The sequence below is a fragment of the Streptomyces sp. NPDC039423 genome (assembly GCF_055598725.1).
On sequence record NZ_JBVKAH010000012.1, the window covers coordinates 162,797 to 178,189 of the forward strand.

The following is a 15,393-nucleotide window of genomic DNA, read 5'->3' on the forward strand; positions in this document are numbered from 1 at the left end:
TGCGAGGCTGGCTGGGGAGAAACCTCGACCGGATGACTGCGGAGGTGCAGACGCTCTGGGCGACCGCGGGGCAGAACTCAGGGTTCGGCTGGCACGGGATTGGCGCCCCAGGCGTACGGCGGCGCTAGCGCTTCCATTGGACCATTGCGCGAGCGGCAAGAGCCCACGCCGTCGCACCCTGACCATGGCCCGCGCGGCTCTCAAGCCTGCATAGCCTGCGGTCACCCTATAAGCTCCAAAATGCCCGATAGTGGCGTATCTGATTGGCGTTGCCAGGCGTGGGCTCGCTGGGGCGCCGGGCAGCCGGCATGGAGCGAGGCCAGGTGGAGGACCTGCAAGCGTCGTATGAGCACGTCTCCGAGTACATCACCGTGGTGACGCTCGTGGGCGAGTTGGACGTGTACACAGCTCCAGCCTTGCGTCAGCTGCTGGTCGACCTGATTAACCACGGAAGGATCTTCCTGGTCCTAGACGTGACGGAGGTCTACTCCATCGACTCGACGGGACAGGGTGTGTTGCTTGGTGCTCTGAAGCGGGTCCGTGCCCGCGATGGCCGATTGGCGCTTGTGGTGCCTCGCGACCGCATGGCGAAGAAGTTCCGGACTACTGGGCTGACCAAAGTGTTTCCCATCTTCGACACGGTCGATCGCGCGGTTGAATTCCTCGGCCGGGAGCTGGGCGGCCATGGCTGACGACGAGAGGCTGACCGCAGACGACGGGTCGGAGGGCGCTCACTCTGTTGCCCCGTCTCGCCTGCCGCCAGGGCCCCTGCACGCCCTCCAGCAACGACTGAGATGGCTGTACTGGGCCGCGGGCAGCCCGGCACCCGAGTCCCTCGTCGCAGACGCTGATGGCCACCAGGGGCGGCCCACGCAGGACACCGTGACGCTGGTCCTGGCCTGTGCACCCCCGGCCTCGCTCCGGGACACGGTGTCCGTCGCCGCAGCGCTTGCGAGGCTGGCCGGCGAAGACCCCGACGGGGTGACTGCGGAGGTGCAGGCGCTCTGGGCGGCCGCGGGGAAGGCGCCGGGGGTTCGGCTGCGCACCGCAGCGGAATGGGACCCTGTACGCCTGGGCGTCCACCCCGCGCCGGACCCGGACGGGACGGTGGATCCGCCGCTGACCGAGTACCTCACCCGCCCGCACGACACCACCCTGCGCGAGCGGCTGGCCCGTACGGCGGCGACCAACCAGGCGGCACTCGTGCTGCTGGTGGGCCGTTCCGCGAGCGGCAAGACCCGTGCGTTGTACGAGGCGGTGGCCGCCGTGCTTCCCGACTGGCCCGTGCTGTTCCCCGCCGACGCGGAGGAACTAACCACGTGGATCGAGGACGACGGCATCGACCCGCGGACCGTGCTGTGGCTCAACGAGACGCAGCGCTATCTGGACGGCGACACCGGCGAGCGGGCCGCCCGAGCGCTGGGGCAGCTGCTTGACCAGGTGGCGCCGCTCGCTGTGGTGGGCACCCTGTGGCCAGAACACATGCGGCGCCTGACGAACCGCGAGAACGGTCTGGAGAGCGCGCCGCACACCCTGGCGCTGCTCACCGGCTCCCACGGGATGATCACGGTCCCGGACAGGCTGTCCGGTGACGAGGCGGCCGTCGCTGCGGCCGCCGCTCGCGATCCGCGTATGGCCGCCGCCGTGCGGGCTGCCGGTCCCGGTCAGCACGTACTGCAACACCTCACCGTAGGACCGGAGTTGGCGCGGCGCTGGGACATGGGCCCGGACCAATGGTTCACGGCGCCCGAGCACGCCGTGCTGACGGCAGCCGCGGAAGCACGCAGGCTGGGTCACGCCCATGCCGTGCCCAAGCTTCTGCTAAGGGAGGCGGCAGCCGGATTCATGGACTCCACCGCGCGTGCGACCGCGGGCGAGGAATGGTTCCCGGCCGCCATCGGAGCGCTGACGGCAACGGAGGGCCGCCCCGCGCCGCTGATCGCGGAGCGGTACGAGCCGGGTGTCGGCGAGCCGGACAGCTACCGCCCTGACGACTATCTCGAACAGCACATCCGCCGGATCCGTGCCCACCGGGCGCCGCCCGCCGCGTTCTGGTCCGGGGCGCTCTGGGCCAGGACCGCCGACGACGTCTACGCTCTCGGCAGGGCCGCCGAACAGCGGCGTCGCTATGCAAGCGCCGCGCCCTTGTACGAGCGGGCGATCGAGTTGGGGCACGTCCGTGCCCGGGCGGCCCTGGCCGTGCTGCGGGCGACCACCGATGGGCGAGAGGCCGCGGAGAAGACGGCCGCGACGGATCCTGTCGCCTGGGCCGCCCTCGCCGTGACGAGGGAAGCGGAAGGTGACGGGCCGGGTACCTACGACGCATATCGGCGCGCGGCAGAGTCGGGCGACGCGTGGGCCTGGGCGGCCATGGCCCGGATCCGTGAGGCGGAGGGGGACCCGGCCGCGGCGGACGCGGTCGCGGCCCGGGCGGCCACTGCAGGCGAACCGCTGGCCTGGCGGACGCTCGGCCGGATGCGGGCGGCCCAAGGGGGGCCGGCAGCCGAGGCGTTCGAGAAGGCGGCAGAGGCCGGCGACGGCTGGGGGCACATGGGGCTATCGCAGGTCGCCGAACGGTCCGGTGACCTCGCAACAGCGGTCACACACGCCACGCGGGCGGCGCGTACAGGGGTCAGCGAGGCCTGGGCGGCTCTGGTACGCCTGCACTGGGCCCTGGGCGACCATGGGGCAGCCCTGGACGCGGCCACCAGCGGTGCGGACGCGGGACATCCCGAAGGCTGGTCCATCCTGGCAAGGCTGCGTGAAAGGGCTGGTGACCGTTCAGGGGCAGCCGCCGCCCATCGCGAGGCGGCGGCCCTGGGCGTCGGAGCGGCCTGGCGCGACCTGGCGCTGCTCGCCGAGTCGGACGGCGACAGCCTGGGCGCCGAGGAGGCCGCCGCCCAGGCGGCTCGCACCGGCGATCCGGAGGCGTGGACCGCGCTGGCCGAAGCGCGCGAGGCGATCGGTGACGACGCCGGCGCCGAGCACGCCGCTGCAGAGGCGGCACGCGCGGGTGACCTGGACGCCTGGATCATGCTGGCGCGAGCCCGGGAGAACGCCGGGGACAGGCCGGGCGCAGAACTCGCCGCCAACCTGGCAGCCGAGCGAGGTGCCCCCGATGCCTGGTCCGCGCTGGCCCGGATACGGGAACGCGCCGGGGACCGGGAGGGATCCCGGCGCGCAGTGCTGCGGGCGGCCGACCTGGGCGCCTCCGACGCCTGGACGGCATTGGGCCGTGTGCGCGAACAGCTCGGCGACACCGCCGCAGCCGAGCGCGCCTACGTCCGCGGCTGTGAAGCCGGTGACACGGAGGCGTACACCGCGCTCGGCGCCCTGTACCTGGACCAGGGACGGACACCCGAGGCATGCGCCGCGTACCAGTCGGCCGTGAACGCGGGACTCCCCGACGCCTGGGACGGTCTGCTGTCGGCGATGGCAGCCCAGCCGCCCCGCGCAAACGCGGCGCAGACGGTGGCTCGGCTACGCACGACGGGACTGTTGCCGCAGGAGTGAGCACCGAGCTGACCCAGGTCAGCCATGGCTGCCAGTGCCCGAACTCGCCGGAACGGCACAGCAGACACAAGCGGTCGGGCCGACGTCAGGCGGTGTCCGCCCCAGTCAGGAGGATGGCGCGGATTTCCTGGAGCACTTCGTACAGCCCCTCGGCGGGTGTGCTGCCGGGGGCACCGAGGTCCTCGCGGGCGGCGTCGAGCAGGACGGCCAGGTGCTGGCTGCGGATCCGGCCGGTGGCACTGCGTCGGGCCTGGGTGAGTGCGGCGTGGAGCTGCTGGCGGTAGGCGCCGGGCTGGATCTGCACAAGGTGGACGCTTCCCTGATCATCTGATGTGTTCAAGCGCGTCAGAAGGGGTCCAGTGAACGAGTGGCATGTGGTGTGGGTACCCGATCCAGGGCGGTGGGGAACGCCGCCCAGGGACGGTGTCCTTGGGGTACAGGACCTGCCCGCGGCGGTGGCGAGGATGGGCCTGCCCTCGCCGCCGAAGCCGGCGTCCACCGCATGGCTCTCTACAAGAGACACGTCGACCTGAAGCGCGAGTTCGAGGAACGCGTCCGCAAGGAGACCAGGCAGATTCCAGAAACGGAGAAGCGACTCAGAGACACCGTCACCAAACTTAAAACGACCATCGCGAACCAGAAGGCCGAGATCGAAGAACTCCGCCAACTGGTAACCAACCTCACCCTGGCCAGCGCCGTTCTCACCGATGAGAAGAGCACGTCAACGAGCCCTGCCCCGGTTGCCGACAACGTCCTCCCGCTTCGCCCACCCACCACCTAAGAGCTCCCGCCGCCCGCTCGGAGCCGCCCTGCGACAGAACGCGGTGGCGGCCCCGTTGAGGCGAACGTCCTCCGCTCCGTTGCGGGACGCTGGTTCTTCACAGCCACGGTGATCGTCAAAACGGCAGAACAAGGTCGTGATCGTCGATTGCGCTGGTCGCGGTCGGTTCGGCGTCAGGCCAGACACCAGGAATCGCTCCGATTGCCCATTGGAGATCAGCTTCAGTCCTGCCCGTTACGACCAGCTCCGTCCCCTCCGAGCCGGGCTCTAGGCGGAGCAGGAGACCAGCGGCAGAGAACCAGCGAACGCGCACTCCCATCGGCTCGAACCACGCCGGATATGACGGCAACGGGACAGGGGCGAACTTCTTCTCCAGACAGGCAACCACCTCAGGTGTTGCCTGGCATGCACGCCCTTGCGCCCACCTGCCAGAGACCGCCTCGCTCAGCACGGTTTCGACAAGAGCCAGCGAGAGGCGATCGAGGAAGTGACATTTGCTGGAGTTCGGCAGGCGATCGGAAAGCAGGGCGACCGGTGGGTCCTCCCGAGAACAGTCGGCCAGGGGAATCCCCCAACCGGCACAGCCTTGGTTCTCGCTGCGGAAGACCAGAAGTTCATCGGATGGGTCGAGCAGCAGTTCCTCCGGATCTAGCAGCGGGTTCTGCTGAGCCAGCAGATCTCGCCGCCGACCGAACAACGTATATGCCTCGCGCAGAGCGGCCGGAAGGTGAATGCCGAGGCGGTCCTCAGCTTGCTGCACTTCATCCAGCGTGAACCCGTCAGCCGACGACAACGGAGTCGACCAGGAGGCGGCAAAGCTACTGACAAACGCCCATGCATCCCCCCTTTCCCTGCACCCACCCGTCAGGGCCCCAGCTACGTCGAACAAGTCAGCCATGCCGCTGACCCTATGCGCTTGCCAGCCCGTCGCCGATCGCCGCTGCGGCACCACGAAGCGTTGACCACGGCTGACTGAAACGGGGGCCTGAGAAGCAGCTGCGGGTCTGAACACAAGAACTTGACAGGGAACTGCGCGGAGCTCTGAACGGCACACCCACACCCCGGCGAAACCCGGTTCGTCTCCGACCCGCCCAAGGGCGCCGGGACTACCGACCACGCCTGAACCCCTCACCTGCACCTGGAGCCCACCATGAGCAGCAGCCGCGACGTCGACAACGCCCTCGCGCAGTACACCGCCCGACCGCGCTCCCCTCGCCCTACCGAGACCCTGACGGAGGCCAGCTGATGGACACCAAGCACTGCGCCGTCGACGGTTGGGTCGACGCGATACCCGCCCCCGGCCCGCGCAGCACCGCCATCTTCGACCTGGTCGTCCGTGGCTGCGAGTAGCATCTTCGCGCTTGGCCCGGTGGCCCTTCACATCTTCGCCTCGAATGCCTGGGCGACGGCCAGGCTGTCCTCGTAGACGTGGTGTCGGGTGACAAGGCCGTCTTCGACGGTGAGATGCAGAGCGAACCGCGCCTGATACGCACGTCCGGTGGGCCGGGCGGTCTGACGGATTTCGCCGAGCACGACTGCGTCGCTTCCGTCGATGAGGATGCGCTCGACCTCGGTCGCCACCAATTCCGGCACGTGGTACTCGGCAAGCTCGCGATAGTGGGCGGCCGCGTCGGCTCGGGTGGACCGGTGACGGACCCACGGTGTGGCACTGCGGCCGTGCTCGGCCTCCGGCCAGTCGAGCTTCCAGTCGACTTGCTCGGCGTACAGCTCGGCGATGAGCTCGGGGTCGCCCTGGCCAATTCTGCGCAGCAGCTCCTCAACCACAGTGCGGGTGTTCGTAGGTGCGGCTATGGACATCGCTGACCTCTCCGTCTTGGTCCGCGTCCTCCGACGCGGAGAGATCACCAATCCTGCCAGCGCGGCCACGCCGAGACGATGACCTCCGAAGTAAGGCAAGCGCATCACCGAGATCCACTTTCGATACGTGCCCTGCAGGGGGGATGGTGCGGGCGGGCGCGCTTGGAAGCGAACGGACGAGAGCGTCCGGTGCACACCGGGTGATACCCTACTTGTCGGTAACATGACGGGTTGTCCGTCAGGGGGAAGTCCGGGCTTGCGGCGATCGACCACGTTGCAGGCCCTTTTTCGACCAAGGAATCCATGCACCACAAACTCATCTCACGGCTCGTCGTCCTCGCGACGGCCCTGTGCGTCCTTTTCGGTCCGGGCACGGGGGTTGGCCCGGCGGTTGCTGCCGAAAAGGAGCGGCGCAGCCTCATAGAGATCGCCGAGCGGATCTCGAAGTACGCACACTGCGAAGACCTCGCACTCCTCGACAAGGCGAAGTGCCTGAAGGAGTTCGGAGGCAAGGCGGTCAAGGCAGGCGTAGGGGTCGCCTTGTTCCTCTACGCCACCCAAAACCTCATGAAGGACCAAGGCGCCCGGTTCACCGCCCTCAACAAGGAGGTGAAGGCACTTGCGGAGCTCGAGCTCGCCGACCTTCGTGATCCCTCCAAGGAGAGCGATCCGGAACACCAGGCGAAGATCCTGATGCAGATGGTCGCCTCCTTCAAGGCCGCGAAACCGCATCTGGACGAACTTCGCTCCCACGTCGATCGGGCGGACCGCTTCCTCGGCGCGTCGAACGAGTCCCTGTTCGGCCTGAGTGTGCTCACGGTGATCGTGAGCGATCACTACGACACGTCGGACTGGAAGCCGGACAACACGCCCGCCAAACCGACCATCGACTGGGGCAAGGAGCTCCGCGAGATGGGCGCGGCCATCGACCAGATGAACGCCGGGTTCGCCCAGATGGATCGGGGCCTGAAGGCGATGAACGAGGGCGTCGCGCAGATCAATCAGGGCTTGAGCACGGCGAACAAGGGCATCGCTCAGGCCAACGCTGGCATGGTGCAGATCAACGCCGGTATCGCCCAGGCCAACAACGGCATGGCGACCGCCAACAAGCATGTCCCGGGCATCAAGAAGGGAGCGGAAGGACTCCGCGAGATCCCGGACATCGACTTCGACTTCTCCGGCATCGGCGACACATGGGGATCAGGCTCCACCGTCCTTGACGACGCCGAACAGCAGCGTCGGCTGTCCCTGCTCCTCGACCTCCTTCCGGGTGTGGGTGACGGCAAGGGCATCGTCGACGCCCTGACCGGCAAGGACCTGATCACGGGTGAGAAGCTCAGCGGTGAGGAGCGGGCGCTCGGCGCGCTGTCCGTCCTCCGCTGGCTGCGAGTCGGCGGCAAGATACTGACTGCTGCCGATGTCAAGAAGGCCCAAAAGGGCGAGGACGCCGTCGAGTGCGCGGTCGACTTCAACAGCTTCGCCGCGGGCACGCCCGTGCTCCTGGCGGACGGCACCAGCCGTCCGATCGACCAAGTGCGCGCCGGTGACCAGGTCCTTGCCACTGACCCGACGACCGGCCTCACCCAACCGGCTCCCGTCACAGCCCTGATCGAGGGGGAGGGCGAAAAGCACCTGGTTGAGATCACCGTCGACACGGACGGCGACCAGGGCGACCGGGTGGACAGGATCACGGCCACCGACCGCCACCCCTTCTGGACCGAACAGCCGGGCCGCTGGGCCGATGCCGGCGACCTCGAAGCCGGAACCCATCTGCGCACCAGCACCGGCGCGCTGGTGCGCGTCGTCTCCGTCAAGCAGTGGAGGGAGCAGGCCCGTGTCTACAACCTCACCGTCGAGGGCCCGCACACCTACTACGCCCTTGTCGGCGACGCGCCGGTCCTGGTGCACAACGCCAAGGCGTGCAAAGTCATCACCTCCGCCATCAACCGCGATCCGGCGCTGGTGAAGGCTGCCCAACAGGCCGGCAAGAACTCGCAGGTGCAGCGCGAGTTCGACAGCATGTTCGAGCAGTTGGCGAATGGCAACATGAATCCGGGCATCGGCAGCAAGGCTCTTACGGGAACGGATGTCACCTACGCCCGCGGCAAGAATGGAGCCCGGATCTTCTTCCGCAACGTGAACGGCGGTATCGAGATCGTCGCGAAGGCCGACAAGTCCAATGAACCCAAGGTGATTGAGAGGGTGAAGAAGCTCTATGGCAAGTGACCCCTTCCTCACCGTGCCCGGCGACGGGTTCGAAGCGGTCTTCATGCTCGGGGCCGACGACACTGTCGACAACGTCGAGAACGTCGACGCCGAGATCCGGCTGCCGGACGGGACGCGATGGAGCGCCACCGTCATGACACCTGGCGAGATCACCTCGATCCTGGCTCGCTGGCGAGAGACGGGAGAGACCGGGGCAGGGGCGTTCTTCGCCTGCCCGGACCTCGTGGTGGTCCCCACCGCAGGGGTGGAAGCGATGATGCGCGCGTTCCACGAGATCATGCGGTCGGGCGGCCCGGAGGGCACCCTGCAGAAACTCAGCTAGGTTGACAGTGCTGAAACGGCGCGTCCTCCAGAAACACCCGGAGGCCGCGCCGTTTCTCCTTCCATCCGCCCGCACTGCCGCTTTCAGGACCGCCTGGACACTCTTGCCGTGGCCCGGCAGGCGGTCGGTGACGCCCTAGTGGTCCGCCTGTGCTGCCACGAGCACCAGGCCTCGGCCGGGCCCGAGTTCAGAACCCGTTGTCACGAGGACCGCTACGGGCCTGGGTCGCTGCTCCGTCCGGGTGGCCGGCACCTCCACCGGCAGCACCCAGCCCAGTGCGACGGTCAGCCGTGGGTATCAGCGGCGGCTTCAGCATGGGTAGCAGGTGGGACGTGCAGCTGATCGACTTGGACGTCACGGTCGGCGTACCTGCAGTTCTGTGGGACGCCCCGGACCGGGACCCGCTCGCGACCGGTAACACCGTCGCTTACGTGGCCATCGTCCCTGCCGCACCACAATCACCCCAGGGACGCCCGCACCGCCCAGTTGCGCCCCCGGGACGCCCCACCCGAAATCCAGGCATCAACCATGCCGCCCTCTTCAGCGCGGCCCGCGTGGCACCACCCGACCCCTTGAACATTCCCCAACTCCCCCACAGCGCTGCGCCCGACCGACCGGCCAGGCGCTGCTCATTCGAATCGCTCGGATACTGCAAGACGCATCAGACGGCAGGCCCGATCTCCAAGCGCTCCGGGGACCGGGCCTTTTCGCCTGCGTCAGGCGCGGCGATCGAAGCCGAGCGCGGTGACGACCTTGTTGTCCCGCTGATCAGGGATGCCGCATGGGAGTGGCACCGGATGGCCATCGCGATGGAGTCCTCCAGCATCTCACCAGACCAGTGAACGAGCAGAAGCAGGAGCCCGCCGTAGGGCACGCTCACTTGCTGGTGGGGCTATCACGCCGTGATAGCCGTTTGCGCTCCGGCACTGAGCTCCACCAATGCGTAGCCGACTCCGCGGCCTGGTACATCCCGCTCAACGGGCTCTGTCCCTACGGAGGTGAACCGGCAGGCTGAGCTCAGTCGGAGGCCCTCAACGCCAGATGCGAGACGTTCCATCGTGCCGCCCCTGCGTTACCTGTGCAGCAGGGACGACTGACAGCCGGGCGGTCCCGTACAGCAAGTGCGTCACCTCTCCCTCAGTGGCGATTTGTACACCTCGAAGGCCCGCACGCGGGTGTGAGAGGGCGGCCACAAGGTCCTCCGGATACGGATACGAGGTCCACGCGAGCTCCCAGCGGTCGCCGCTGCCGTGTAGCCGCCGTGCGTGCCCCTGCGAGCGCGCGGTTTGACGATCGCGGCGTGGGGGCGGGTTGAACCAGCCCCCAACCGCCCAGGAGCCGTTCGGATCTCGGAGCCAGAGGCGTGAGGTGAGCGCAGCGAGCAGAACCTCGGCGTCTGGCGTCATATGCGGCAGCGCGTTGAGCACTTCGGCTTCCCGGGGGGTGATCGGTTCGTCTGCTCGTTTCCATGACCGCGCGCCGTAGGACCGCCCGCCCCCTGTGCCGTCGCTGCGCGTGGTTGTGGTGATGCGCCCACCCGTCGGGAGGTGGATGAGTCGGTAGGCGCTGTCGGGATCGTTCAGGAGCCGCATGCCGGGCAGGCAGAGCGTCTCGTCCTTGTGCTCGCCCGGAAGAAGCCGGTGGGCGATGTTGTCCGCGGCGTCCGAGATCAGGACGAGGTCGTCCTGTCGAGGAGAGACGATAAACGTGTACAGGCTGAGCTCGTAGAGGTAGGTCTCGGAGAGACAGGCGGCGTCCTTGCCGCAATTGAGTACAGCAAGCGCCAGCATCGCTCGCAGTCGTCGTTGCGCCGGGTCTGTCGAGTCGAGTCCCAGGCCTGCGTCCCGCGTGATGCCGAGAGCTGCGGCAGCGTTACGTTCGCCGGTGAACTGCGCCCGCTCGGCAGCCCAGATCCGGTGGTGCGAATGTGGCATGGTCGGTGCCTTCGTGCTGCCCGGCCAGCTGTTGGCGGCGACCCTCAAGGTGGTCGAACGTGGACTCCGCGAAGTGGGCGCACCACACCCTCTGCGTGGGCCTGGCCCAGCCGGGGTGACCAGCCCACTGTTCCGGAGCTTCGCGTGCCGCCGGTCTGCGGAGCATAGCGCCCAAGACGGTGCCCGCGAAGAAAGCGCGCCCCAGACCGCCTCACGGGCAAATCTGTGGCGACACCCCACCATCGGGCAGGTCCCCGTTCGTATGGCCGCGCGCCTGGGCGCTGCGGTCCGAGCCGCGCTGCGCCGCTCACACTACGTCTGACGACGACAGGCGGTCGGGCTATCACGGCGTGATAGCAACTGCTGGCCGATGGTCGCCTGAAGAGGGTGGCTGCGGGGCACTATCGGGAGGATCTGTGAGGAGGCCAGGGCTCTCCCGCCTGGTCATTGCTCGGGCGGGGCCTATCACGCCGTGATAGCTGCGCTCGTGCGTTGGCATACCGGGCTCGTTGCCTGGTTAGGCAGCTTGGTTCCGCCCGCGAAGGTCCTGCTACGTCAACCGGGGGTGGACCTATCACGCCGGGATAGCCCCTACCAGTGACGGGTGCCGCCTTCGGGTTATCACGGCGTGATAACCCGAAAGCATCGAATGCAAGCTAACTAACGTGTCGGAGCATCAGCTACCCCTCGGCGTTAGTACAGTGACTCACATGACGTCACCTGACACCAGGGGCGACCGGGAGAAGGTCGTCTCCAAGCTGCCCTCCTGGCTCCGCCAAGAGCTCAAAGTCCGCGCCGTGCAACATGGCATCGACATGCAGGAAGCCGTCGACGCCGGCATCACCGCGTGGCGAGGACTCGGATCCAACCTCTCCCCCATCGACACTTCAGGCGCCGAGTCCTTCGCCACCTTCCTGCCCGCCGAGCAGTGGTCCGGCTTCCGCGCGGACTGCAAGAGCCGCGGCGTCTCCCTTATCCAGGGGCTTGCTCAATCCGTGCAGGTCTGGCTCGACAGCCACCCCGCCCCCGCGGTGAAGCGTCCGGCGATCGTGCGCCGCATCGTCGTCTGCAACCAGAAGGGCGGCGTCGGCAAGACCGCCATCACCGCCGGAGCCGGCGAGGCCCTCGCCGAGAGCCCCACCCAACTGGTCCCGGTCCGCGTCTCGAAGCACTTCGCCGCCCTTCTTGACAGCGACACCGACACCGACCCGCTCGCACTCGAGGACCTCCCCGGCCTCGGCCAGCGTGTGCTCCTCGTCGACTTCGACCCCCAAGGACACCTCACCAAGCAGCTCGGCCACGAGCCTCTGCCCATGGATGGGGACTCCCTCACCAACCACATGGCCGGCGACGCCAAGGGCGAACTCACCGAACTCATCGTCCCGATCGACGACGACCGCTTCGGAAACCGCCTGAACCTGCTCCCCGCCTGTGCCGACGCCTTCCTCCTCGACGTGCGCCTGGCCTCCGTCCGCGCCCGCGAAGCAGCGCTTGAACGAGCCCTCTCCCCCATCGAAAACGACTACGACGTCATCCTCATCGACTGCCCCCCAAGCCTCGGCCTCAGCATGGACGCCGCCTCCTACTACGGACGCCGCCGCCCCGGCGAGGTAGCAGGCAACTCCGGCGTCCTCATCGTCGTCCAAGCCGAAGACAGCAGCGCCGACGCCTACGGGCTCCTCACCTCCCAAATCGAGGACATGCGCAACGACCTCGCCCTCGACATCGACTACCTCGGCCTCGTCGTCAACCACTACGACGCCCGCCGCGGCTTCATCGCCACGTCATCCCTCCAGTCCTGGATGGACATAAAGGATCCTCGCGTGGTCGGCGTCATCGGTGACCTCAAGGAACAGAAGGAAGCAGTCCGCGCCAAGCAGCCCCTGCTCGCCTACGCACCACGGTGCGAGCAGTCCGTCGCCCTCCGCGCGCTCGCACGGGAGATCAGCAAGTGAGCAAGGCAAAGAACCTCGGTGCCGGCGCGTCCTTCGCCCAGGCGCGACCCATCAGCGCCCGACGAGCCGCCATCGGCGCCGCGACGGCAGCGCCCACTGAAGGCGTCCCGGAACCCACCAGCCTGAGTCTCGACCTAATCAGCCAGAACCCCGACAACCCTCGCGAAGAGCTCCGCGCGCTCGAGGGGCTGACCGACAGCATCCGTGAGATCGGCCTCGTCAACGCCATCACGGTCGCCACCGTCGACGCCTACCTCGCCGAACGTCCGCAACGAGCGGACGAAGTGGACGACGGGGCCCGCTACATCGTCATCGACGGCCACCGCCGCCTCGAAGCCGCACGCCGAGCCGGCGTGGACAGCATTCGCGTAACCATCAACAACGACCTCGTCTCCACCGACGAGTCACTACTGGAAGCCGCGTTCGTCGCCAACGTCCACCGAGACGACATGAACCCGCTCGAGCAAGCGCACGCGCTGAAGAAGCTCGTCGAGTTCTACGGCTCCCAGAGCAAGGCCGCCAAGAGGCTCGGGATCGGTCAATCGACCATCTCCTCCAAACTCTCCATTCTCGACCTCGACCCAGCGCTCCAAGCCGACCTCATCGCCGGCCGCCGCACCGTCGAGGACGTCCGCAACCTCTCCAACCTGACTGCCGAGCAACAGCGCGAGAAGGCCGATGCCCGGGCCCAGGCGAGGCAGAACAAGTCCGCAGCCGCTCGCGACCAATCACGCCGTGATAGCCCCCCGCCCCCGCAGACGCACCGCGCTGACGGACCTTCGCAGCCGTCCGAAGTCCCCGGTGATCTATCACGCCGTGATAACCCCGAGCCCGACACCACGCCAAACAACCCGATCGCAGCGGCAGCACCCGGCCCAGCGGCTGGCACCGTCCTCACGAAGCCCAAAGCGCCGGTACCAGAACCACGACCTGCCGCCCAGCCCTCCGACGAGCCGCGAGAGGCCACTCCCCCGGTGCCGAATGACGGCGCAGCCCTCATGGACTTCGCGCGTGGTCACCTGACGGCAGGAGAGCGCAGCGCCATGCTGCAGCGGTACTTCCAGGTGGCCAGTGGCGTGGAGGAGGTAGCGGAGGATCTTGGCCGTGGGCTCCTCCCAGGACACCGCCGAGACCTCGCCGAAATCCTGCGCCAGATTGCCGACCGCCTGGCCACGTGAGGTGACGCGGGTTACCGCAGTGGTTGACTTCCCGACTGCTCCGCCTGGTACGCCCGCGCAAGTCAGCCCGAATTCGCCCGGCAGGGGGTCGGCTCCAGCACCGAGCCGACCCCCTGCCGGCACGAGCGCACGACAGCTGACGCGGAACCAGCGGCCGGGCCAGGCGGATCAGGTCGGCAGCATCCGGTGCTCTATCACGCCGTGATAACCCAAGCCTGCGCACACGCATAGCGACAAAGCGTGTCCGGAAGGCCGGGCGCCCTATCACGCCGTGATAGCCCCGAACCCGCGCTGCTCCCAGCGCACCCCTGGCAGCCGCAGCATTCGGCCAGGCGGTCGACACGCCCTCATGGAGCCCAAGGCGCCGTACCGGAGCCACGACCTGTCACTCCAACCGCCCGACGAGCGGCGAGAAGCCCCTCCCCCAGTGCCCAGTGACGGCGCAGCCGATATGGCCTTCGCGCGGTCATCTCTCTGCCGGCGAGTGGCACTTCCAGCTGGCCACCCCCATCGGCTGCATGAGGCTGCCCCTGCCTCCCAGCAGGGGGTCAGGAGCCATCCCGCGACGGCACACGTCTGCCCCACGCGCGGGTAGCGCGAGGGGCAGACGTCTGTTCCCTCCTGCGCTCCTCCTGCTAGAGCGGGCCAACCCAGGAGCAGATCCCCGCCTGGCACTGCCAGCCGTGGTCGCTTCGTCCCGCTCCTGGGCTCGGGTCACCTACATCCAGGCCATAGTTCTCTGCGGGAGGAGGCTCTCCCCACTGCTCCCCCAGTGCGTGAGTATCGGGGTCCTCGTAGACACCGAGAAGGCGCATGTAGGCCACGTTGGCATCCCAGCGGCGTTCGACCTTCCCCTGTACCGGCAGATAAGGCAACACGGCGTCCTCCTTTTCTCTATGAGATGAGAACCCTTTGCGTGCTCAGCGGCCGAGGCGATCTGCCCGTCCCATTCGGTAGTGATCGCCCCGGCCAGCTGCGGTGGCCCACGCTTTAGAACAGGCTCGCGATCGTTGACGCGATGAGCGGCAGAGCGGGCAGGAAGTTGGCCTCGACGCCGTCAGTGGCGTCAGCCGTTGCCTGGGCGGAGGCGGGGGAGCGGTCGATCGGCGGGGCCAGCAGCGGCATCTGCGGAATGACCGCAGGGACTGCCTGGGTCTCGTCGAGGGGGGTGAACTCGTTGCGCATCGGCTCGTCCTTTCGGATCGGTGGCTTCCGGTGCGCCGGCAGCGGCGGCTCAGCCTCTGTCGGCGCACCAGGAAGACATCACTTGAAGAGGCTGCTGATCAGGGGCATCGCCATGTCGAGCAGGCCGGCGGACTCGACGCCGTCAGTGGCGTCAGCCATTGCCTGGGCGGAGGCGGGGGAGCGGTCGATCGGCGGGGCCAGCAGCGGCATCTGCGGGGTGACCGCAAGGGCTGCCTGGGTCTCGTCGAGAGGGGTGAACTCGTTGCGCATCGGCTCGTCCTTTCGGATGGGTGGGTTGGTGTGCTGGCAGAGGCGGCTCGCCTAACGGGCAGCACGCCGGGGTTGTCAGCCGAAGAGGCTGCTGATCAGAGGTACGGCCACATCCAGCAGGCCGGCGGACTCGACGCCGTCAGTGGCGTCAGCCATTGCCTGGGCGGAGGCGGGGGAGCGGTCGATCGGCGGGGCCAGCAGCGGCATCTGC

Annotated in this window: 14 protein-coding genes; 8 read left to right on the top strand and 6 right to left on the bottom strand. The window is 68.1% G+C overall.

Features of this window, described 5'->3' with window-relative positions:
* Positions 1 to 323 precede the first annotated feature (323 nt).
* The gene (locus tag ACZ7LK_RS29620; RefSeq protein ID WP_471144334.1) at positions 324 to 692 is read left to right on the top strand and encodes an anti-sigma factor antagonist; all 369 of its coding nucleotides are present in this window, start codon (positions 324 to 326) and stop codon (positions 690 to 692) included.
* A 289-nt stretch (positions 693 to 981) separates the two neighbouring features.
* Positions 982 to 3,513: a hypothetical protein gene (locus ACZ7LK_RS29625; RefSeq protein ID WP_471144336.1), complete on the top strand. Its 2,532-nt coding sequence runs from the start codon at positions 982 to 984 to the stop codon at positions 3,511 to 3,513.
* An 85-nt stretch (positions 3,514 to 3,598) separates the two neighbouring features.
* Here ACZ7LK_RS29625 and ACZ7LK_RS29630 read toward each other — a convergent pair whose 3' ends face one another.
* Complete coding sequence (locus tag ACZ7LK_RS29630; protein WP_471144338.1) at positions 3,599 to 3,817, bottom strand: hypothetical protein; 219 nt, start codon at positions 3,815 to 3,817, stop codon at positions 3,599 to 3,601.
* Between the two features lie 198 nt (positions 3,818 to 4,015).
* Between ACZ7LK_RS29630 and ACZ7LK_RS29635 the strand changes: the two genes are divergently transcribed.
* On the top strand, positions 4,016 to 4,294 hold the full coding sequence (locus ACZ7LK_RS29635) for a hypothetical protein (RefSeq protein WP_471144339.1): 279 nt from the start codon (positions 4,016 to 4,018) through the stop codon (positions 4,292 to 4,294).
* Between the two features lie 115 nt (positions 4,295 to 4,409).
* On the opposite strand, the gene ACZ7LK_RS29640 is transcribed toward ACZ7LK_RS29635, so the two are convergent.
* Complete coding sequence (locus ACZ7LK_RS29640; protein ID WP_471144341.1) at positions 4,410 to 5,192, bottom strand: SMI1/KNR4 family protein; 783 nt, start codon at positions 5,190 to 5,192, stop codon at positions 4,410 to 4,412.
* A gap of 479 nt (positions 5,193 to 5,671) precedes the next feature.
* On the bottom strand, positions 5,672 to 6,112 hold the full coding sequence (locus tag ACZ7LK_RS29645) for a nuclear transport factor 2 family protein (protein WP_471144343.1): 441 nt from the start codon (positions 6,110 to 6,112) through the stop codon (positions 5,672 to 5,674).
* A gap of 303 nt (positions 6,113 to 6,415) precedes the next feature.
* Between ACZ7LK_RS29645 and ACZ7LK_RS29650 the strand changes: the two genes are divergently transcribed.
* From ACZ7LK_RS29650 to ACZ7LK_RS29660, 3 genes are all read left to right on the top strand, one after another.
* Entirely contained in the window at positions 6,416 to 8,338 is a 1,923-nt protein-coding gene (locus ACZ7LK_RS29650; protein ID WP_471144344.1) for a polymorphic toxin-type HINT domain-containing protein, read from the top strand.
* Positions 8,328 to 8,660, top strand: a complete 333-nt coding sequence (locus tag ACZ7LK_RS29655; protein WP_471144346.1) for a hypothetical protein — start codon at positions 8,328 to 8,330, stop codon at positions 8,658 to 8,660. Before ACZ7LK_RS29650 ends, ACZ7LK_RS29655 begins: the two co-directional genes overlap by 11 nt.
* Positions 8,661 to 8,992: 332 nt before the next feature.
* Positions 8,993 to 9,502 carry a hypothetical protein gene (locus ACZ7LK_RS29660; protein WP_471144347.1) on the top strand — a complete coding sequence of 170 codons (510 nt, stop codon included), beginning with the start codon at positions 8,993 to 8,995 and terminating at the stop codon, positions 9,500 to 9,502.
* 189 nt (positions 9,503 to 9,691) lie between these two features.
* Here ACZ7LK_RS29660 and ACZ7LK_RS29665 read toward each other — a convergent pair whose 3' ends face one another.
* Positions 9,692 to 10,594, bottom strand: coding sequence for a hypothetical protein (locus ACZ7LK_RS29665; RefSeq protein ID WP_471144349.1), 903 nt, complete (start codon positions 10,592 to 10,594; stop codon positions 9,692 to 9,694).
* A 710-nt stretch (positions 10,595 to 11,304) separates the two neighbouring features.
* On the opposite strand from ACZ7LK_RS29665, the gene ACZ7LK_RS29670 reads away from it, so the two are divergent.
* Complete coding sequence (locus tag ACZ7LK_RS29670) at positions 11,305 to 12,549, top strand: ParA family protein (protein WP_471144350.1); 1,245 nt, start codon at positions 11,305 to 11,307, stop codon at positions 12,547 to 12,549.
* A complete protein-coding gene (locus ACZ7LK_RS29675) occupies positions 12,546 to 13,727 on the top strand; it encodes a ParB/RepB/Spo0J family partition protein (protein ID WP_471144352.1) in 1,182 nt (393 codons plus the stop codon). Before ACZ7LK_RS29670 ends, ACZ7LK_RS29675 begins: the two co-directional genes overlap by 4 nt.
* Positions 13,728 to 14,717: 990 nt before the next feature.
* Here ACZ7LK_RS29675 and ACZ7LK_RS29680 read toward each other — a convergent pair.
* Both ACZ7LK_RS29680 and ACZ7LK_RS29685 read right to left on the bottom strand, forming a co-directional pair.
* A complete protein-coding gene (locus ACZ7LK_RS29680; protein ID WP_471144353.1) occupies positions 14,718 to 14,912 on the bottom strand; it encodes a hypothetical protein in 195 nt (64 codons plus the stop codon).
* Between the two features lie 78 nt (positions 14,913 to 14,990).
* Positions 14,991 to 15,182: a hypothetical protein gene (locus tag ACZ7LK_RS29685; protein WP_471144354.1), complete on the bottom strand. Its 192-nt coding sequence runs from the start codon at positions 15,180 to 15,182 to the stop codon at positions 14,991 to 14,993.
* Positions 15,183 to 15,393: the final 211 nt, after the last annotated feature.